General features: G+C 38.6%; 13 protein-coding genes, 2 tRNA genes, 3 rRNA genes and 1 other RNA gene. 13 read left to right on the forward strand and 6 right to left on the reverse strand.

The window, feature by feature from the left end:
- Positions 1 to 29: 29 nt before the first annotated feature.
- Positions 30 to 1,538, reverse strand: coding sequence for a YifB family Mg chelatase-like AAA ATPase (locus HXK94_000540; GenBank protein QTI96381.1), 1,509 nt, complete (start codon positions 1,536 to 1,538; stop codon positions 30 to 32).
- A 63-nt stretch (positions 1,539 to 1,601) separates the two neighbouring features.
- Here HXK94_000540 and ssrA point away from each other — a divergent pair.
- Positions 1,602 to 1,979, forward strand: a transfer-messenger RNA (tmRNA) gene (ssrA, locus tag HXK94_000545).
- Here the strand turns inward: ssrA and HXK94_000550 are convergent.
- A complete protein-coding gene (locus tag HXK94_000550; GenBank protein QTI96382.1) occupies positions 1,931 to 2,176 on the reverse strand; it encodes a hypothetical protein in 246 nt (81 codons plus the stop codon). The two genes, ssrA and HXK94_000550, sit on opposite strands and share 49 nt — an antisense overlap.
- Positions 2,177 to 2,768: 592 nt before the next feature.
- Between HXK94_000550 and HXK94_000555 the strand changes: the two genes are divergently transcribed.
- The 3 genes from HXK94_000555 to HXK94_000565 are packed head-to-tail and all read left to right on the forward strand — an operon-like array spanning position 2,769 to position 6,513.
- Positions 2,769 to 3,158: a hypothetical protein gene (locus HXK94_000555; GenBank protein ID QTI96383.1), complete on the forward strand. Its 390-nt coding sequence runs from the start codon at positions 2,769 to 2,771 to the stop codon at positions 3,156 to 3,158.
- 23 nt (positions 3,159 to 3,181) lie between these two features.
- On the forward strand, positions 3,182 to 3,598 hold the full coding sequence (locus tag HXK94_000560; protein QTI96384.1) for a hypothetical protein: 417 nt from the start codon (positions 3,182 to 3,184) through the stop codon (positions 3,596 to 3,598).
- Complete coding sequence (locus tag HXK94_000565; protein ID QTI96385.1) at positions 3,598 to 6,513, forward strand: TraM recognition domain-containing protein; 2,916 nt, start codon at positions 3,598 to 3,600, stop codon at positions 6,511 to 6,513. The genes HXK94_000560 and HXK94_000565 overlap by 1 nt, the downstream gene beginning before the upstream one ends.
- Before the next feature lie 299 nt (positions 6,514 to 6,812).
- Here HXK94_000565 and HXK94_000570 read toward each other — a convergent pair whose 3' ends face one another.
- Entirely contained in the window at positions 6,813 to 7,574 is a 762-nt protein-coding gene (locus HXK94_000570) for a hypothetical protein (GenBank protein QTI96386.1), read from the reverse strand.
- Between the two features lie 128 nt (positions 7,575 to 7,702).
- On the opposite strand from HXK94_000570, the gene gyrB reads away from it, so the two are divergent.
- From gyrB to rrf, 8 genes are all read left to right on the forward strand, one after another.
- A complete protein-coding gene (gyrB, locus tag HXK94_000575) occupies positions 7,703 to 9,682 on the forward strand; it encodes a DNA topoisomerase (ATP-hydrolyzing) subunit B (GenBank protein QTI96387.1) in 1,980 nt (659 codons plus the stop codon).
- A gap of 2 nt (positions 9,683 to 9,684) precedes the next feature.
- Positions 9,685 to 12,180, forward strand: a complete 2,496-nt coding sequence (gyrA, locus tag HXK94_000580) for a DNA gyrase subunit A (protein ID QTI96388.1) — start codon at positions 9,685 to 9,687, stop codon at positions 12,178 to 12,180.
- A complete protein-coding gene (locus HXK94_000585; GenBank protein ID QTI96389.1) occupies positions 12,180 to 12,602 on the forward strand; it encodes a divergent PAP2 family protein in 423 nt (140 codons plus the stop codon). The genes gyrA and HXK94_000585 overlap by 1 nt, the downstream gene beginning before the upstream one ends.
- Positions 12,603 to 12,820: 218 nt before the next feature.
- Positions 12,821 to 14,347, forward strand: a 16S ribosomal RNA gene (locus HXK94_000590).
- Positions 14,348 to 14,606: 259 nt separating this feature from the next.
- Positions 14,607 to 14,683: transfer RNA gene (locus HXK94_03440), tRNA-Ala, on the forward strand.
- 53 nt (positions 14,684 to 14,736) lie between these two features.
- Positions 14,737 to 14,813: transfer RNA gene (locus tag HXK94_03445), tRNA-Ile, on the forward strand.
- A gap of 361 nt (positions 14,814 to 15,174) precedes the next feature.
- Positions 15,175 to 18,297 (forward strand): 23S ribosomal RNA (locus tag HXK94_03450).
- 190 nt (positions 18,298 to 18,487) lie between these two features.
- Positions 18,488 to 18,596: ribosomal RNA gene (gene rrf, locus HXK94_000605) — 5S ribosomal RNA — on the forward strand.
- Together the 16S, 23S and 5S rRNA genes with 2 tRNA genes alongside form the textbook arrangement of a ribosomal RNA operon.
- 83 nt (positions 18,597 to 18,679) lie before the next feature.
- Here the strand turns inward: rrf and HXK94_000610 are convergent.
- Positions 18,680 to 19,537, reverse strand: coding sequence for a hypothetical protein (locus HXK94_000610; protein ID QTI96390.1), 858 nt, complete (start codon positions 19,535 to 19,537; stop codon positions 18,680 to 18,682).
- Between the two features lie 155 nt (positions 19,538 to 19,692).
- Here HXK94_000610 and HXK94_000615 point away from each other — a divergent pair, with 155 nt between their 5' ends.
- The gene (locus HXK94_000615) at positions 19,693 to 19,956 is read left to right on the forward strand and encodes a hypothetical protein (protein QTI96391.1); all 264 of its coding nucleotides are present in this window, start codon (positions 19,693 to 19,695) and stop codon (positions 19,954 to 19,956) included.
- 34 nt (positions 19,957 to 19,990) lie between these two features.
- Here the strand turns inward: HXK94_000615 and HXK94_000620 are convergent, their stop codons facing one another.
- Both HXK94_000620 and HXK94_000625 read right to left on the reverse strand, forming a co-directional pair.
- Positions 19,991 to 20,443: a hypothetical protein gene (locus HXK94_000620; protein QTI96392.1), complete on the reverse strand. Its 453-nt coding sequence runs from the start codon at positions 20,441 to 20,443 to the stop codon at positions 19,991 to 19,993.
- Between the two features lies 1 nt (position 20,444).
- A complete protein-coding gene (locus HXK94_000625) occupies positions 20,445 to 21,269 on the reverse strand; it encodes an ROK family protein (GenBank protein ID QTI96393.1) in 825 nt (274 codons plus the stop codon).
- Positions 21,270 to 21,325 lie beyond the last annotated feature (56 nt).

Below are 21,325 nucleotides of genomic sequence, written 5' to 3' on the forward strand. Positions count from 1 at the left end.
ACCAAATTTTTACCGATAAATCAAGTATTTTAATAAGTTTCGGTTTTTTGGCGATACTGGATAGCTTCACTAATGTGGTTCGCCTTAATTTCTTCAGATTCTTCAAGATCTGCAATTGTTCGAGAAACCTTTAATATTTTTAAATAAGATCGCACCGAAAGATCCAATTTGCTAGTTGCAAGATTGAGCAGATCTTCTGCTTCTTTTGAAATTTTGAAACTACTTTTTACAACATTTGTTTTTGCCATACTGTTGTATAAATTACTACACTCATAACGCTTATGCTGTAATTTTAACGACTTTTCTATCTGTTTTTTAGCATTAGCATGTTCACTTTTTTTGGATGGAGTGGTTTTTAATAGATTCTCATTTTTAATTCTGTTAACATTTACCACCATGTCGATGCGGTCTATTAAAGGTCCAGATAATTTTCTTTGGTAATTTGAAATTTGCGCTGGTGAGCATGTGCATTCTTTGGTTTCATCCCCATAAAAACCGCAAGGGCAAGGGTTCATTGTAGCAATAAGCATAAAATTTGCAGGGTAGGAGCTTTTACGATTCGTACGTGAAATTGTGATTTTTCTATCTTCAAGAGGCTGCCTTAAACTTTCGAGAACGGACTTCGGAAATTCGGGCATCTCATCTAAGAAAAGCACACCATTATGAGCTAAACTAATTTCACCTGGTAACGCTTTAGAGCCACCTCCAATAATCGAAACTTTGCTAGCTGTGTGATGCGGGGTCCTAAAAGGGCGAGATATTTTAGAGTCAACATCTTCAACCAATCCATGAATTTTTAGAACTTCAAGAATCTCTTCTTTAGAAAGGTTGGGTAAAAGATTTAAAGCAGCTTGTGCCAACATTGTTTTTCCGGTTCCTGGAGGGCCTGTTAGTAGTATATTGTGATGACCGGCGATAGCAATTGTAAGTGCTCGCTTAGCTTGTTCTTGACCTATAATATCGTCTAATTCTGTTTGGTTTTGTGCTTTTTCGTGGTTATGCTCAATGATTTGGTTAGCAATGGTTTTTTCACCTTTTAAATGAAGAAAAATCTCTTTTAGATTTTTTGCAGCAATTATTTTAATTCCATCTATTAAAGAACTCGACTCTAAATTATCTAAAGGTATAAAAACCTCATTAATACCGCTATTTCGAAGTTTCTCTAAAATATTAATAATACCTTTTACGGGTCTAAGTTCGCCACTAAGAGAAAGTTCGCCAATAAAGGCTTTAGATTTAATTTCGTGTTGTTTAATCTGACCAGATAGTGTCAAGATGGAAATTGCAATTGGTAGGTCAAAAAAAGTTCCGTCCTTAGGTAATTCCGCCGGTGCAAGGTTGATAACAATCTTTTTAGCAGGGAAATCGAGCATGGAGTTTTTTATCGCACTGCGAACTCGCTCTTTTGCTTCATCGATTGCTTTATTGCCCATCCCAACAATTTGTAGTCCTGGTAATCCTTTCGAAGAATCTCCCTCTACTTCAATAATTTCTGCTTCATAGCCGATTGGCGCGGCTGAAATAACTTTACTCACCATAATAAGATAATTTTAACATAACCGTTTAGAAATCACAATTTTGTGGTATAATGTAACTATGTTGGGGCTGAATTAGCTTTAGACAAGAGGAATTTAACAGTTTAGCTTGCAAGTCGTTTACTACGTAAAGTAATAAAATAAATGCAAAAAACTTTGCAGCTCGAGTTGCAGCATTCTTTGCTCCAGCTCCAGCAACAATTGCCGCTTAATTTTTTGGCAATCATTTTTTAAAACAGGGCAGTGCGTGTTTTAAAAAGTGTCATATATTTTTCACTGATAGTTTAAAACCTTGCGATAAGTTTTAAATGAGATTTTTTTCGCAACTTTTAATGTATTTTTGTTTATTTTTAGAGCATTAAATTTTATTTAGAATAGACTAAGCTTGTAGAAGGCTAAAATGTTACCTTTTGGACCCGAGGGCAGTTCTCGGCAGCTCCACCAAAAAATGTTTTTTCAAATACGCGTTTAGGGCGTATTTTTTTATTTTTATAGAAAAATAAAAATGAGCGACTGCGAGGAACGCTCATTCTTGGAAATAGTAATGTGGAGTTTTTGATTTTAATTTTAGGTTTTTGTGAACTGCGGAATTCACTGTAAATAATTTTTATTTTTGGCTTATGTATAAACTTTTTATTCATAAGCTACACTTATGATAACCCGAAATAAGCATAAAGTCAATACTTTTTTTCATTTTTTTGTATAATTTTTTTGTTCACTAAAATTAACAGATTAAAGCATGTTAAAAATACAACAAAACTATTTTTATTATGCTTATGGTATTGACTTTTTATAATGCTTGTGTTACAATGTGAATAGCTTTGAAAGAAATAAAAAGCAAAAATTAAAAACACAGTATTGTACATTCCACCAAGCACATTAGTAAATTAAAATTTGATAATTTTGAGTTGTCCGTTAGACTTTTTTACGGAGTTTGAACGGCGATTTGAAAATAAGGTTTTTAAAATCGTCATTGGATTTTTAACTTAGTTTCGAAACGCCAAAAAGCTCCGCAAGAATATAGCGTAGAGCGCTGAGGCTAATAAGTACTTATATTTTCAAAAGAAAATATTTAAGGAACCCTCAATGAAATATGCTTCTCCATGCGAGAAGCGGTCAACTAGCTCAAAAGAGTAAGCCGTAGACCACATATTTTAGTAAAGTATTTTGTTATGATGGCATTCTACTTGCTTACTCTTTGGGCTGAATCTAACAAAATGGTATTTAATTATTATGATTTCAAAAATTATTTTTAGTCTGTCTACATTATCTGGGGTTGGTCTATTTTTGATGCTAACCCAAACATCACCAAATAAAGTCGGTCCGCTCGGTATCCTTATTTTATTCATGATGGTGTATTTAGTATTTTTAGGAGTTATATCTTTTTTCTTGTACGGAAGTTATCGGGTGTTTTCGATTGCGGTTGTGTATTTTCGAAAAGGGCAACCAGTTGTTCAGAAAGAAGTTAAAACACCAGGATTCTTTTTAAAATATTCGGCTGCGTTAGCTTTTGCTCCAATTAGTTTAATAGCAAAACAATCCACCGGCGGAGTTGGAATATTTGAAATATTGTTGTTAACGATAATTGAAATAATTGCAATAATTTACATTTCAAAACGTTAATGTTTATGTTATAATGTTATTATATGGAACCGCAAAAAAATCTTGAAATTCCACGAGCTTTTGTGGCTCAGCCTGAGTCAATGAACAATAGTCCTCACGAAGTGGGGAATTTTGGCTTTGAAAAAGAAATAAATCAAATAGATAATGATAAGGCGAGAGCTGAAGCACTTCAAGCATTTTCGAATCAAGAGGGTCAGCCAACTGTGCAACCTCAGACTCAGCTTCCAGTCGTGCAAGACAGTCCATCTATACATCCAGCGCCTTTGGTTCCGGCGACAGCTAAGGATATTGACCTGATGGAAGATGAGTGGGTTAAAGATTTGAAAAAAATGATTGTTGATACAAAAGGCGATCCTTACGCACGAGAAGTTCGATTCAAAGAAATGCAAATGGATTATTTAAAGAAAAGGTATAACAGAATTATAAATGGTGGGAAGTAATGAGTATTTGGATAATCTTATTTATTAGTTTTATAATTATATGTGTAGCTGCATATTTTGTCTTTGATCAGTATAAAAAAATGGTTCGTGAGGCTAAGAACTATGAGCGTGGGCTAAAAATGGTTCCTATTCGAATTCACCTTCCTCCACCAAGCGATGATCTTGAGACTGGTGGTCGCGATGAGCGTGATGTGGTCGATGAAGTTCTTTCTGAAGCTCAGACAATGTATAATATTATTGCTAGCACAGCAATGAAGGGCTTTAAGACGAGACTTTATGGTCAGAGGCATATTTCTTTCGAAATTGTAGCAAGTGATGGATTGGTTCGATATTACGCGGTGGTTCCAGCAGTTTTGACGGAAACAATCAAACAAGCAATTTCTGCTGCATATCCTGCAGCAAGACTTGAAGAGGTTGAGATGGAAAACATTTTTTCTCAGCAGGGAAAAATGCAAGGTGTAATTGGGGGTGAATTCGAGCTTAAAAAAGATTTTTATTACCCAATTGCAACTTATCAGGAAAGTCGTAGAGATGCTGCCCGTGCCTTGCTCGACGCTTTAAGTGGGGTTGAACGCGGGGATGGAGCGGCTATTCAGATTATGTTTCGTCCAGCCCCAGAAAATTGGACAAATAAATCAAACCAAAAAGTTGAATCAATTCGAAATGGTAAATCCAAAAAAAGCAGTGCAGCAGGCGCCCTTGACATAATGGAAGCCTTATGGAAACCGCCAACATACGGAATAAATAATTCATCGGCAGACTTTCCTCAATTAACGGCGCTAGAGAATGAAGAGATTCAAGCAATTGAAGATAAAACCAAATATCCAGGATATGAAGTTTTAACTCGAGTTATCACGTCTTCATCAACGGCCGCTAAAAGTCAAGCAATTTTACAATCTATCGTTTCAGCATTTTCGCTTTTTGATTCACCTCGTTATAACGGTTTTAAATTTAATATGACAACAGATGTTGATGAGCTTATTACCGCTTATATTTTTCGATTTTTCCCACAAAGTACGAATAAAAATATTTTGAACAGTGTAGAACTTTCGACAATATTTCATTTACCTGATCAAAATTCAATTCCTACAGGAAAGGTTGAACGGCAAAGAATCCGTCAAGTTGATGGGCCGACCGAACCAATGCGAGAAGGTTTGTTAATTGGAGTTAACGAATTCCGTGGCATTGAAAAACAGATTCGCCTTGGAATTAATGACCGCCGTCGACACACTTACATTATTGGACAAACTGGTATGGGTAAATCGAAACTTCTTGAAAATCTTGCTTATCAAGATATTATGGAAGGCCGAGGTTTTTGCTTTATCGATCCGCACGGAGATTCTGCTGAAGAACTTCTAGGGATGATTCCTCAATCTCGAATGGATGATGTGATTTACTTTAATCCGAGTGATACTGAAAACCCATTAGGTTTTAATATTTTCGAAATTGAAAGTCCTGAAGATATGGACTTTGTGATTTCTGAAACTAACTCGATGTTGAAATCGCTTTTCGATCCAGGAAACACGGGAGTTGTTGGTCCGCGAATGGAAAATATCGTGCGAAATGCAGCCTTGTTGTTGATGAGTGATCCAGATGGTGGAACATTTATGGATATTCCAAAAGTTTTGGTTGATCCTGAATTTGCAAAGCAGAAAATTAAATACCTTCGAAATCAACGTGCGATTGATTTCTGGACGAAAGAGTGGCCTGCATCTCAAAGATCTAATGACGCGGGTGAGCTTGTTTCTTGGGTTGTTTCAAAATGGGCACCTTTCGAAAGTGGGTTAATTAACAATATTATTGGCCAGAAAAAAAGCGCCTTTAATATTCGAGAAGTAATGGATAATAATAAAATCTTGCTCGTTAACCTTTCTAAAGGTAAGCTTGGTGAAGCTGCCGCAAAGCTACTAGGTATGGTTTTCGTGATGAAATTCCAAGCAGCAGCGATGAGTCGAGCAGATATACCTGAGGATGAGCGAAAAGACTTTTGTCTATTTGTTGACGAGTTCCAAAACTTTGCAACAGATTCGTTTGAATCAATTCTATCTGAAGCTCGAAAATACCGCTTGAATCTTATTCTTGCAAACCAGTTTACAACTCAGTTGAAGGATTCGATTAAAGATGCTATTTTCGGAAACGTTCCAAATAAAATTGTTGGTCGAGTTGGTATTGATGATGCTGAGATTCTTCAAAAGGCATTCACCCCAACGTTTACGGCAGAAGACCTAACTAAAACACCAAATTATAACTCAATTACAACAGTTTTGGTTAACGGTTTTCCTTCAGCGCCTTTCACGATGAAGCTTTTGCCACCAATTGGTCGTTCGAACTCGGAGATTCGTGAAGGTTTAAGGAAGTATTCTGCTTCAAAATACGGTAGGCCTCGTGCGATTGTTGAAGATGAGATTCGAAAGCGCTTAAGTGTTAACCCTACACCAAAGCCAGCTCAACGTCCTATGAGTCCTACTGTTCCTCAAGTAGCACAAAAACCGCAGATTAGTTGGCAGGAAAGAGCGATTAACGCTACTGAACCGGCATCAGCTAATAGTTCTAGTAAGCCTCAAGATTCTTTTCTTGATGATTGGATTAAAAAGCGTGATGAATTAAGAAATAAAACGGTAAGCACTGAAGAAAATAACGTGCCAAAGAGCAATTTAGCGCGAACATTTCAAAAGAATATTCTACAGACTCAGCAACAGAATTCAAGTGGATTACAAAATAAAAATAATCCACAAATTCAACAGCAGATTCGATCACCACAAATGCAGTATAATTCTGTGATCCAAGATATTACTTCTTCAAAAGAAGAGAAGGTAGAATCAAATCGATTATCGATACGGGAAGAGCCATCTCAGGATAAGACTGGTAGCATTAAAAAAATCGGTAACGATGAGGTAATATTTAAAATCAGGTAATTAACTACCTGATTTTATTTTTAATGAATTTTAGAATGTAGAATGTAATTATATATGTGATAAATAGTGGAAGAATAGCGTTAAAATCAATTGTAAAGCCATTTAATATACAAATATATAATAATATATAATATGTTAATAAACTAGCACAGAGAGCGAAAAATAGCAGTTTAGGAATTATCACTTTCTCTAGCGTATCGGATATTTTTTCGATAGAATTTGAATGGATAATTTTATGAATTATCTTATCTCTTGAGGGCGATTCTCCGTTGATAAATTTTAAAATAGATTTATATTTTTTATCTTGCATTGTTAAAATCTCCTAAATGACGTTTAAAATAGCGAATTTCTTTGTATAATAAATTTGTACGCAAAGTCATATAAACAGATATAGCAAATAATATAATAAAGAAAAGGATATTTTTAGTGGTGGTTTTAAATTTTGAATAGCTAGAGAGCTGGTCTACTAAAGTTTCAATACTTTTCGAAATAGGGCATTTTACGGGATAAGCTAATTCGTTTCCAAAGCTAACTTTAATAATACAATCAAAAGAATCGCCTTGTTTTTTAAGCGTGGGGAATTTTTCTTTCATTTTTATAGCAAATATTTTTCTTTCAGATTGTCCGGCGTTGATCGTATCTTGATTCCAATAAATCTTATCACCAGACTCTTTGTAGTCGGCACCATCAACTAAGTCTGCATATTCTAAAACATCGCTAAGATTAACTTCGAAATTTGTTTTTTGAGGAAGATTTGAGATGTTTTGAATTTTTAATGTATATGAAATAATATCCCCAGGTTTAAGGTTGTGTTTTGCAGTTGAACTAATGCTGTAGATCAAGTTTGGGTTAGCGGTATTGCTTTTGAAGTCTTTTGTTTTTATAGGAGTATTTAAAGAATTTATCAAAGAGGAAAAGAAAAAAGTAAAAAATACAAAAAGAATTGCGAAACTACTAAAAGTCCACCAGCGCAGATCCTTCTTTAGTTTATTCTCATAGTCTTGTATTTTATTACCCAATGAAGGGCTTCTATAGTAACCTAAAATAATATCTTTAAACATAACCCACCTTTATATTTACATTTTACCATATTATTGCTATAAAAATAAGCTTTGTTTGAATTTTTTTCGAAAATAAGGTATAATACAGATATAAATTTATTACAGAAATTCTGAAATGAGAGGGAAGAATGTCTAAACAAAAAGAAAGCAACTACGACGGGTCGCAGATTCAAGTTCTCGAAGGTCTTGAGCCTGTTCGAAAACGCCCGGGAATGTATATTGGCTCGACTGGTTATGAGGGAGTTCACCACTTAATTAAAGAAATCGCAGATAACTCTATCGACGAAGCAATCGCTGGTTATGGAACAAAAGTTATCGTGCGAATTTTAGCTGATGGCGGCGTGAATATTACCGACGATGGTCGTGGAATTCCTATTGATATCCACCCAAAAACTGGTAAAAGTACGCTTGAAACCGTTTTAACTATCTTGCACGCTGGTGGTAAATTTGGTGGCGGCGGCTATAAAGTTTCTTCTGGTCTGCACGGTGTTGGTTCAAGTGTGGTTAACGCACTTTCAACAAAAATGATCGCTGAAGTTGTCAAAAAAGGTCAGTTGTATCGAATTGAATTTGAACGTGGAGTTCCAACAACTGAACTTAAAAAACTTGGAAAAACCGATCGCGAAGATGGAACAAGTATTACGTTTTATCCAGATCCAACAATTTTCAAAGAAACGGTTACGTTTGATTATAAGTGGGTTGTAAATTATCTTCGCCACCAAGCATATTTAACTAAAGGTGTTTATACTCAAGTTGATGATGAGCGAACTGGTGAGCGACAAGCTTTCTATTTTGAAGGTGGAATTCAAAGCTACGTAAAAAGTTTGAATGTTGGCAAAGAAGTTCTTTCAGACCAACCTTTCTATGTTGAAAAGAAAGTTGAAGATTCTATTGTTGAAGTGGCAATTCAGTATAATGATAGCTACAATGAAAATGTTCGGGCTTTTGCTAATAACGTTATTAACCCCGATGGCGGAACGCACGTTGTTGGCTTTCGAAGCTCACTAACTCAAACAATTAACGAATATGCACGTAAAAATAATCTTCTTAAAGAGAAAGAAGATAACCTTTCAGGCGATGATATTCGCGAAGGTTTGACTGCAATTATTTTGGTAAAATTACCAGACCCACAATTTGAAGGTCAGACTAAAAATAAATTAGGAAATCCAGAAGTTCGCCGCTATGTTCAACAGGTAATGAACGAATATTTTGGCTACTATCTTGATGAAAATCCAGCAGTTGCAAAAAAGATTGTTAATAAAGCACTTCTTGCAGCTCGAGCACGAAAAGCTGCGCGTGCAGCTCGTGAAAATGTGATTCGAAAAGGCGTTTTGGACGGATTGAATCTGCCAGGAAAACTCGCCGATTGTTCTTCGAAAAAGCCAGAAGAGTGCGAACTCTATATCGTTGAGGGAGACTCGGCGGGTGGATCTGCTAAGAATGGTCGTGACGCAAAGACTCAAGCGATCTTACCGCTTCGTGGTAAAGTTTTGAACACAGAACGCGCACGTCTAGATAAAATGCTTGCCAATAACGAAATCGTTTCGCTAATTAAGGGTATGGGTGTTGGAATTGGTGAACAATTTGATATTTCAGGTTTGCGATATCATCGAATTATTATTATGACCGATGCCGATGTCGACGGAAGTCACATTGCAACACTTCTTATGACTTTCTTCTTCCGTTATATGCGAGAAGTTGTTGAAGGTGGTCATATCTATCTTGCAAAACCTCCACTTTTCTTACTGAAAGGTGCGGGAAATAAACATTATTATGTTTATAGTGACGAAGAACGTGACGCAAAGATTAAGGAATTGATCGAAGAACGAAAAGCTCGCGGAACAAACATTAACCCAGAAGATAACGAAATTAAGCAAGCTGGTCTTACGGGAATTCAGCGTTATAAGGGTCTTGGTGAAATGGATGCAACTCAGCTTTGGGAAACCACAATGAATCCAGAGAACCGCGTACTTGTTCAGCTTAAGCTTGAAGATGCCGAAAAGGCGGATGCGATCTTTACGAAACTTATGGGAAGTGAAGTCTCAATGCGAAAAAGCTTTATTCAAGCAAATGCAAAATATGTTAACCTTGAGGAATTGGATGTTTAATTATGGAAGATAAGAATAAAAAACCTCTTGAGGGTGAAATTGTTGAACAACAAAACCATTCGAAAGTTCTAGAATATCGAACAGTTGAAGATGTGATGGAAGATTCGTTCCTTCGATATTCGATGTCGGTGATTATCGACCGTGCGCTACCGGATGTTCGTGACGGAATGAAACCAGTTCATCGTCGCGTGCTCTATACGATGGGGGAAATGGGTGTTCGACCAGGATCGGCATTCAAAAAATCTGCACGTATTGTCGGTGACGTAATGGGTAAATACCACCCGCACGGTGATAGCTCAATTTATGACTCAATGGTTCGCTTGGCGCAAGATTGGGTAATGCGATATCCCCTCGTTGAAGGTCAAGGAAACTTTGGTTCGATGGATGGTGATCCGGCTGCTGCGATGCGTTATACTGAGGCGCGTCTTGGTCGAATCGGTGATATTTTGTTGAACGATCTCGATAAAGATACTGTTGATTTTCGACCAAACTATGACGGTTCTGAAAGTGAACCATCAGTTCTTCCAGCAAAATTACCAAATCTTCTTTTGAATGGTCAAATGGGTATTGCTGTTGGTATGGCGACAAGTATTCCAACTCACAATTTAAGCGAAATTGTTGACGCAACGGTTGAACTTATAAATAATCCAGAAGCTAAGCTCGAAGATTTAATGAAACACGTTAAGGGTCCAGATTTCCCAACTGGTGCCGTAGTCTACGGTGGAGCTCCAATGATTCAAGCTTATCGAACTGGTCGCGGAAGTGTTACTATGCGAGCGATTGCTGAAATTGTTGAAACTAAACGCGGTCGTCATCAAATCGTTGTCTCAGAAATTCCATACAACGTAAATAAAGCTTCCCTAATCGAAAAGATTGCCGAATTGGTAAAAGAGAAGAAAGTTACTTCAATCGCTGACCTTCGAGATGAATCTGCGCGTGGAATGGTTAAAATTGTAATTGATCTTAAAAAAGATGCGTATCCAAAGAAGGTTCTCAATCAGCTCTACAAATTAACACCACTTCAATCAAACTTCCACTATAACATGCTTGCATTGGTTGATGGTGTTCAGCCTCGAGTGCTTGGTTTGAAAGAAATGCTTGACGAATTCGTTAAACACCGTCGTCACGTTGTTCGTCGCCGAACAGAATTTGAACTTAAGAAAGCAAAAGCTCGTGCACATATTTTGGAAGGCTTAAAGATTGCGCTTGATCACATTGATGAAGTTATCGCAACAATTCGAGCTTCAAAAACTACTGATATTGCTGAAAAAGCTTTGCGTGAAAAATTTGGTCTAACTGAAATTCAAGCAAAAGCAATTCTTGCAATGCAACTCCGCCGATTGACTGGACTGGAACGTGAAGCGATCGAAGAAGAATTAGCGGCACTATTGAAACTTATTGGCGAACTTGAAGCTATTCTCGCCGACGAGAATGAAATCCTTCGAATTATTAAAGAAGAACTTCTCGAAATGAAAGAGAAATATGGTGATGAGCGTAAAACTAAGATTATCAATCGTGAACTTGGTAAATTCTCAGATGAAGAGCTTATTCCTGAAGAAGAAAGTGTAATTCTCTTAACGGGTGAAAATTACATCAAAAGAACTCTTCTCGCAGATTATCGCCGACAAAATCGTGGCGGAAAAGGCAAGCGCGGAATGACAACAAAAGATCAAGATATTATTGATCAGTTAGTTCCAGCAAGTACACACGATTGGCTATTGTTCTTTACGAATAAAGGTCGAGTATTTAGGCTTAAAGCTTATGAAGTTCCAGCGGCTAGTCTTCAAGCGAAGGGCGTTGCAGCAGTAAATCTATTGCAACTTCAACCTGAAGAGAAAATTACATCAATTATCAAGCTTGAACAAAATAGTAGTACAGAAGATTACCTCTTTATGGCTACTGTAAAGGGTACTGTAAAAAAGACAGCACTTAAAGATTTCACTAATATTCGAACAAATGGTTTGAACGCGATCAATCTTGATGAAGGTGATGAATTGCGCTGGATTCAAAAAACTAATGGTCAAAGCGATATTATCGTATCGACGTCTGCAGGACAAGCCGTTCGATTTAATGAAAATGATGTTCGTTCGATGGGTCGCGCTGCTCGCGGTGTGCGTGGTGTTCGTCTCCGACCAAATGACAACGTTGTTGGAATGGATGTTGCTAAAGATGGAACGCAAAAACTTCTTGTTATTTCGGCGAATGGATACGGGAAAGCAACGAAAGTTTCAAACTTTGAAGTTAAACATCGTGGTGGAATTGGCGTTAAGGCTGCAATTACAACTGCAAAAACTGGTCCAATTGTTTCAGTCCAAACTTTGCCAGAAGCTGTTTCAGATGCATTAATGATTTCAAGTGGTGGCCAAACTATTCGTGTTGCGGTTAAAGATATTCCAACTCTTGGCAGAACAACACAAGGGGTTCGAATAATGAAACTTTCTGATGGTGACACGGTCGCAAGCGTTGGTCTAATGGAAGAAAACCGAGAGGAAGAATAATGCCAAGATATTTAGTAATTTTTGTGTTGGCGTGGGTAATTGCGCAAGGTGCTAAATATATTCTTGAAATTCGAAAAGAGAAGTCGGCAAAATTTAAGCGAATCATCACTGAAAGCGGCGGAATGCCAAGTTCACACAGCTCAGTGGTGATCGCTATTGCAACGCTCATTGGATTACGCGAAGGAATTTACTCACCAATTTTTGGTCTCGCTTTCGTCTTTGCAATGATTGTAATTTATGATTCAATGAAAGTTCGATTTTCGAATGGAGTTCAGGCTGAGAGAATTAATGAAATTATCGAAAGCCAAAATCTAGACATTAAAAAAGTTCGAGTTGTAAAAGGTCACACACCTCTAGAAGTTGCTGTAGGCTCAACAATTGGAATTTTCATCGGATATATAGCATTTTTATTAGGACTATAATAATAAAATTAAATAGGCTTTTTGAAGTCTATTTAATTTTTATGAATTTTCTTTTAAAAAAGTGTTGACTTTTAAAAATCTATTAAGTATAATAGTTATTAGTTCGATGCGTGGAGTTAATAAATCGCGAGATTGAACTGATAATTCTGAACTTTAACAATTTAATTGTGCAAATTTATCGTCAGTCTATTTTATAGATTATCAATTTGATAATTCTTTTTATGGAGAGTTTGATCCTGGCTCAGGATTAACGCTGGCGGCGTGCCTAACACATGCAAGTCGAGCGGCAGCGAGTTTTACACTGAATTCTGGAAGCTTCTGGTTTGAAGAGAAGATTTATTCAAGAATTTTGTGTAAAATGTCGGCGAGCGGCGGACGGCTGAGTAACGCGTGGGAACGTACCCCAAAGTGAGGGATAACGCATCGAAAGGTGTGCTAATACCGCATATGGTCTTCGGATTAAAGCCTTCGGGCGCTTTGGGAACGGCCTGCGTAAGATTAGATAGTTGGTGGGGTAATGGCCTACCAAGTCGACGATCTTTAACTGGTTTGAGAGGATGATCAGTCAGACTGGAACTGAGACACGGTCCAGACTCCTACGGGAGGCAGCAGTGAGGAATCTTCCACAATGGGCGAAAGCCTGATGGAGCAACGCCGCGTGCAGGATGAAGGCCTTCGGGTTGTAAACTGCTTTTATAAGTGAGGATTATGACAGTAACTTATGAATAAGGATCGGCTAACTACGTGCCAGCAGCCGCGGTCATACGTAGGATCCGAGCGTTATCCGGAGTGACTGGGCGTAAAGAGTTGCGTAGGTGGTTCGATAAGCGAATAGTGAAATCTGGTGGCTCAACCATTCAGACTATTATTCGAACTGTTGAACTCGAGAGCAGAAGAGGTAGCTGGAATTTCTAGTGTAGGAGTGAAATCCGTAGATATTAGAAGGAACACCGATGGCGTAGGCAGGCTACTGGGCTGTTTCTGACACTGAGGCACGAAAGCGTGGGGAGCGAACCGGATTAGATACCCGGGTAGTCCACGCCGTAAACGATGGATACTAGCTGTTTGGGGTATCGACCCCTGAGTAGCGAAGCTAACGCGTTAAGTATCCCGCCTGTGGAGTACGATCGCAAGATTAAAACATAAAGGAATTGACGGGGACCCGCACAAGCGGTGGATCATGTTCTTTAATTCGATGATAACCGATAAACCTTACCAGGTCTTGACATCCTTGGAATCTTTCAGAAATGAGAGAGTGCTTTTTAAGAGCCAAGTGACAGGTGATGCATGGCCGTCGTCAGCTCGTGTCGTGAGATGTTTGGTTAAGTCCATCAACGAGCGCAACCCTTGTCAGTAGTTGTATTTTTCTACTGAGACTGCCCCGGCAACGGGGAGGAAGGAGGGGATGACGTCAGGTCAGTATTTCCCTTACGTCCTGGGCTAGAAACGTGATACAATGGCTAGTACAATGCGCAGCGAAGCCGCGAGGTGAAGCAAATCGCATCAAAGCTAGTCCCAGTTCGGATTGTAGGCTGAAACTCGCCTGCATGAAGTCGGAATCGCTAGTAATCGCAGATCAGCATGCTGCGGTGAATACGTTCCCGGGTCTTGTACACACCGCCCGTCAAACCATGAAAGTCACTAACACCCGAAGTCCGATTCGTCGGCCTAAGGTGGGAGGGATGATTGGGGTTAAGTCGTAACAAGGTATCCGTACCGGAAGGTGCGGATGGATTACCTCCTTTCTAGGGAGAGTTATGCCAAAGGTTCGAGAAATCAACCTTTGAAGCTAGGTCGGTCTTTTCGAAAGTTTCTGTAAATTTTACTTTCGAATTCAGCCTGTAAAGGCAAGACTAAAGTTTACCGCAGACTGAGATAGATTGCACAATTAAGTTGTTAAAATTAAATAGCCTTTCGAAAGATCGGCTATTTTTATTAATAAGAAAAAACCCTTGCATTTTATTAATAAATAATATATACTATTATAGTATTCATTAAAAATCTGGGGATATAGCTCAGTTGGCTAGAGCACCTGCTTTGCAAGCAGGGGGTCCAGGGTTCGAGTCCCTGTATCTCCACCAAAGAAAGTTTTTGAATCTTTTTCGAAAATTCTCTTTGGCAAAAAGCCGAATATGGGCGATTAGCTCAGCTGGTTAGAGCGCGTCACTGATAATGACGAGGTCGGAGGTTCAAGTCCCTCATCGCCCACCATAGAACTCCCAAGTGGGAGTGTTTTTATTTATTGCGAAAAATTAAAAAAACATCCAAAAACTCTTGCATTCAAAAATAAAATGATATATAATAGTAATCACTTGCGAACGTTCATCCTGAACCTCTGGCTAAAAAGTCAATAAAATGATAAAAAACTATTGACAAAAAATATTCAAAAATATATAATAGTAAAGCGTTTGAGATCAGGATGATAAGTTCGAATCTTTGTAAGATTGAATTTATAATTTTGCTCTTAAAATGGGAGCGAGAAATTTAACAATTTGGTGATGTAAAAGAAGATAAGAATTTAAGATTGACGGCAAGTATTTGGTTGTTACCAATTACTAGTTAAGTCAATGCATAAAAAGGTACTCAAGGGCACACAATGGATGCCTAGACGTATATTACCGATGAAGGACGTGGAAGACTGCGATAAGCTTCGGGTAGCTGTCAACAAGCTTTGATCCGGAGATTTCCGAATGGGGAAACCCAGCACGAGTCATGTCGTGTTGCTCTCAACTGAATACATAGGTTGTGTAGTGGGAACCACCTGAACTGAAACATCTTAGTAGGGTGAGGAAGAGAAAATAAATAATGATTCTGGGAGTAGTGGCGAGCGAAACTGGAAGAGCCCAAACCTTTTAAGTTTCTACTTTTGTAGATAAGCTGATAGGCGAATACTTAATAAGGGGTTGTGAAATAACATAAGACCAAGTCAGAATACTTAATTTTATTGAGTAGTCTGACTTGCGATAAAAGGCTATCAACTTTTAGTAAGGTAAGAAATTTGCGTGGTTAGCAGAATAGTTTGAATGACTAGCCAAAGAACGTGAAAGCCGTGTACGCGAAAACGACGCAGACCTTATATATGTTTTTTCGAGTAGGACGGGGCACGAGAAACCCTGTTTGAATCCGGCTGGACCACCAGCCAAGGCTAAATATAATATACGATCGATAGTGAACTAGTACAGCGATGGAAAGGTGAAAAGAACCCCGGGAGGGGAGTGAAATAGAACCTGAAATTGTGTGCCTACAAGGAGTCGGAGCTGGCTTGTCCGGTGACGGCGTGCTTTTTGTAGAACGATCCAGCGAGTTAATTTCATGCGCCAGGTTAAGTCAAGTGACGGAGCCACAGTGAAAGCGAGCCTGAATAGGGCGATAAGTGTATGGGATTAGACCCGAAACCGGGTGACCTAACCATGAGCAGGTTGAAGCTGCGGTAACACGCAGTGAAGGACCGAACCAGTTTGCGCAGTAAAGCATTTGGATGACTTGTGGTTAGCGGTGAAATGCCAATCGAACTCGGAGATAGCTGGTTCTCCTCGAAATAGCTTTAGGGCTAGCGTCATGTAATATAGCCAACGGGGGTAGAGCTCTGTAAACGACTGGGGCGGGCAACTGTACCCACCGTTAACAAACTACGAATACCGTTGGTGGTACCATGGCAGTTAGAACATCGGGGCTAAGCTCGGTGCTCAAAAGGGAAACAGCCCAGACCATCATCTAAGGTCCCTAAATTAACACTAAGTGGGAAACAAGGTGAAATTTCTTAAACAGCGAGGATGTTGGCTTAGAAGCAGCCATTCATTTAAAGAGTGCGTAACAGCTCACTCGTCAAGAGATTTTGCGTGGAAAATGTAACGGGGCTAAAGTGTTATACCGAAGATATGGATTTCGTTATTCCTACGGGTTTAACGGAGTGGTAGAGGAGCGTTCCTATCGGCAGTGAAGCTCAATCGTAAGGTTGGGTGGAGCGTTAGGAAGTGAGAATGCTGGAATGAGTAACCATAAGAAAGGTGAGAATCCTTTCGGCCGTAAGAGCGAGGTTTCCAGGGCTACTGTAATAATCCCTGGGTTAGTCGGGCCTAAGCCGAGGCGTAGCAGCGTAGGCGATGGACATCAGGTTAATATTCCTGAACCGGTTATAATTTGTATACTGTGTACGGTAAATTAGTCGAAGCGGATTATTGGTATATATCCGTCCAACTTAGCGGGAACGCAAAAGGAGTGAAAGTTAATCTACGGATTAACGATTTTGATGAAAGTACTGGCTAGAAAAGCAGATATACGCGTGGTTATAGCCGCCCGTACCGCAAACCAACACAGGTGCTCGAGTCGAGTAGACTCAGGCTTACGAGAGACCCTTCGCTAAGGAACTCGGCAAAACAGCGACCGTAACTTCGGGATAAGGTCTGCCTCCGCATCATTCGATGCGAGTCGTGTTTCAAGCAATTAGGTTAAGATTAATGGTATATATGAGTATCTTAAACTTCTTTACCGAGATAGACAAGTCAAATGGCTTAGCTTGGAACGCGGCAACCTCGTGTCAAACGATGCGGAGGCCGCAGCAAAAGAGCCCACGGAACTGTTTACCAAAAACACAGGTCTCTGCTAACACGAAAGTGGATGTATAGGGGCTGACTCCTGCCCAGTGCTGGAAGGTTAAGGGGAGTGCTTTACGGTGCGAACTGAAGCCCCAGTGAACGGCGGCGGTAACTATAACCGTCCTAAGGTAGCGAAATTCCTTGTCAGGTAAGTTCTGACCCGCACGAATGGAGTAATCATGTGGGCACTGTCTCGGCGAAGGACTCGGTGAAAGTGCATTGGCGGTAAAGATGCCGTCTGTCCATGCCAGGACGAGAAGACCCCATGGAGCTTTACTACAGCTTTACATTGACACGGGTTACATCATGTGTAGCATAGGTGGGAGGCTTTGAAGCAGATACGCCAGTATTTGTGGAGCCACAGGTGAAATACCACCCTTGATGTAGTCTTTGTCTTACCATTTCCGTTATCCGGTAATGGGACCGTGTATGGTGGGTAGTTTAACTGGGGCGGTTGCCTCCTAAAGAGTAGCGGAGGCGTTCAAAGGTTGGCTAGCTTCGGATGGAAATCGAAGTGATAGTGCATGCGCAAAAGCCAGCTTGACTGCGAGAATTACAATTCGACCAGAGTGGAAACACGGAGCAAGTGACCCGCTGTAAGAACATTGTTCATTGAATGTGGGATCGACAGCGCACACGGATAAAAGTTACCCTGGGGATAACAGGCTTATCGCGCCCAATAGTTCACATAGACGGCGCGGTTTGGCACCTCGATGTCGGCTCATCACATCCTGGAGGGGGAGCACCTTCCAAGGGTTCGGCTGTTCGCCGATTAAAGTGGTACGCGAGCTGGGTTCAGAACGTCGTGAGACAGTTCGGTTTATATCCGGCATGGACGTAAGGATTCTTGAGGAGATTTGTCTCTAGTACGAGAGGACCGAGATGAACGAACCTCTGGTGTATCGATTGTGGCCACCTGCTGCAGTGTCGAGTAGCTATGTTCGGTTAAGATAAGCGCTGAAAGCATATTAAGCGCGAAACTGACTCCAAGATTAGGAATCCCATGAGGACACAGAAAGATGATCTGTTTGATAGGCGCAAGGTGTAAACCTGGTAACAGGCTAGCCAAAGCGTACTAATAGTCCAATCGCCTTTTTATGTCCATATTCACTAAAATAATCTTGTATTATTGGCGTGAATATGGTAGACTTAACTAGTGTTTGGTGATTATCAAGGATAATCGCTAGTCAATCTAAAATCTTGGCATTACCAAATAATACCAAGGACATCGAAACGAGGTTTTGGCTCACCGCTTAGGAATTTGTGGCGAGTTGAAGCACAAAACCTTATTTCGGTGCCCATGGCGCTGGGGAAACACCTGTTCTCATTCCGAACACAGAAGTTAAGCCCAGTAGCGGCGAGCATACTGCGAAAGCGGGAAAATAGCACGGTGCCGAATTATAAAAAACTCCTCCTAACCGGTGGAGTTTTTTCGTTGTTCATTTTTAGTCTTAAAAATACTAGTAAGAGTAGTGCTATAATTCATTTATAATTTTTATATTCAAATACTTCACCTAATTCAATAGGAAATATTTTTACTTTTTGGCTATGTTTTCGAATCTTATCACTTAATTCATTATATCTTTCAAGAGGAATTTCTACGTGAATAATATCATTAAAAGGAATATTATCTAAAGAACGAATCTCAGTTTCGCTAAATATTTTTGGCAATTTTGCAATTTTGTTTAGTTCTTTAATGCCAAGAATTACTGGGAAGTTTTCTCTAATATCAGAGTATTTTTCAAAAGATTCCCATGTATTTTTACAAGATTTATTTACTTTTCCGCTCCAAGATTTTTTTGAATTTATTTTATTTTTCTTTCTCCAACTAAGAATATTCACAAGTGAACGCGGAGCAAGTATCGTATATGCTAGAACATACATTTTTGTGTAGTGTCGCACAATCCAAAAAATACTATCGCCAAAACGAAAAGTTTTAGGATTCTTAAAATTATGATTATCCGCATAGCATCTAGCAATAATTCTTTTATTTACTAGAGATATTGATTTCATACTTAATTTTTTAGAATAAATAATTAAGTAGTCATCTTGCTGGGTTTTTAATCCATTTTTTAAAATATTATCAAAAATTGGTGTAATATTTCTACTGGAATTATACTCAAAGCCTCCAGTTCCGTGCCAGAATTTTACATTTATAATACTATTTTTATACTCTTCTAGCTCATCTTCGGTAAAATTAGGTAAAGTATTCAAAAGTTGTTTTTTAAGCTCTAAAATCGCCTTATTTTGCGTTTTAGTTTTTAATGAGTTTGGCAAGAAAAATATACAAATTTGCTTAGGCAACTTACGGTAGAACTTATTATTTATTCGAAAAAACATAAGAAAATTATAGCATAAACAGATTAGAAATACAAAAATATTATAATAAAATAAAAAAGTACTTATGTAAATATTGACAAAAAGCATATGTTGTGCTATAATAAAAACATAATCAACAAAAAAGATTAGATTTAATTAAAAATAAAGGAGATTAAATGGCTGGAACTAAAGCTGGTGGCGCAAAAGCGGCCGCAACTAATAAAGCAAAATACGGTAAAGATTTTTATTCACGCATTGGACAAAAAGGTGGTAAAAATGGAACAACTGGTGGTTTTGCCGCAAACCATGAACTTGCAAAAATTGCAGGTCGAAAAGGTGGACGTATTAGTCGTCGTGGACCCGCAACTACCTCAACTTCAACTCCAATTTCAATGATTGATGAATCTGAAGAATCGAAAATTGAAGTTCGAGTAGCTTAAATAAAAATAAATCACGTTTTCGAAAGAGCGTGATTTATTTTTTTATTCTGCGTAAGTTTTTAAACCTAGAATCGTTAACTTGCCAAACAGTACTGCAGGCGGGACATTTATAGTTTAAGTCTGTCTGCTGAAAGCCATTTATTTGACAATTTGGACACAAGCTCCTCTTGTGGAGCCAATCTCGGTAAGTGTCAAGTTTTTCTTCGATAAAGTTTGAGTCAAAACAAATTCCATATTGAGCTGCGAGTGAGTTTTTTGCGAATTCCCAAGCTTCGGACTCCATTTTTAAAAGCTCAATATCGAGAAAATAATTTTCGTGACCAAGAAGTGCGTGTGATAATTCATGCAAAATTAACAGATGAAAATGCGAAGAGTCTGGATCGAAAAAAATAGTATTTTCTTGCTTTGACCAACGAAAATCGTCGCTTTCTTTAAAATTAAATTGCGGAAAATCTTTGCGTAAAGCTTTAACGAAATCTAGATTCATACTAAAAGTTTAGAGCCTTTTTTGCGAATTCAAAACAGCCATAAATCACGGCTTCTCGAGGTTTTTCAGCTTTAATAATTTCTGGGCAGACAATTCCGCTTGGTAGATTTTCGGCTAGAATTCGCTTTAAAAATAGATCAAATTTTTCAAAATTTTCGCCCAAGCTACCGCCAACTACAATAACGTCAGGCTGAATTATTGGAATAATCACCAAAAAACCACGCGCAACTCTATCGGCGATATGTTTCCAATGTCGTGGATTGGTTATATCTTTGGCGTATTTTCCGTAAACGTTGAAAATTGCCCGTGCGCTCGCAAAATCTTCCCATTCTCGAATTCGGCCATCAAATTCAATTGGAATTCGGCCAATCTCACTATTTTTTAAGCCGTGATTAATTTTTCCATCTGTAATTATACCCGAACCAATGCCAGTTGAAAGTGTTACGTAAAGAATATTTTGGGCTTTATTTTTGAATTTTTTACTTTCGAAAAGACCCGCAAGATTGGCATCATTTTCAACTAGAATTTTAGGCTCCGGAAAGATTTTCGAAAGCTCATCTTTGATTTTAAAGTTTGTCCAGCCTAAATTTTTTGCCCATGCGATAGTTTCATTTTGAATAATTCCTGGTTCAGCGCAAGAAATTGCCTCAATTTGGCTATTTCTTAATTCTTTCGAAAACTCTTTTTTGATAATTTTTTCGATAATTTCAAGGTATTTTGATTTCGATTTTGGTGTTTCAAATTCGAAAGACTTTAAAACTTTTCCTTCTTTCGAAAATCCTGCTAATAAAGTTTTTGTTCCACCCGTATCTATCGCAATAATCATAATTCTATTTTACGATGAAAGAGTCAAAAATTCAACCTTCGAAAAACTCTAAAACT

Source organism: Candidatus Nanogingivalaceae bacterium (assembly GCA_015257795.3).
Taxonomy (GTDB): Bacteria; Patescibacteriota; Saccharimonadia; order Saccharimonadales; family Saccharimonadaceae; genus Nanogingivalis.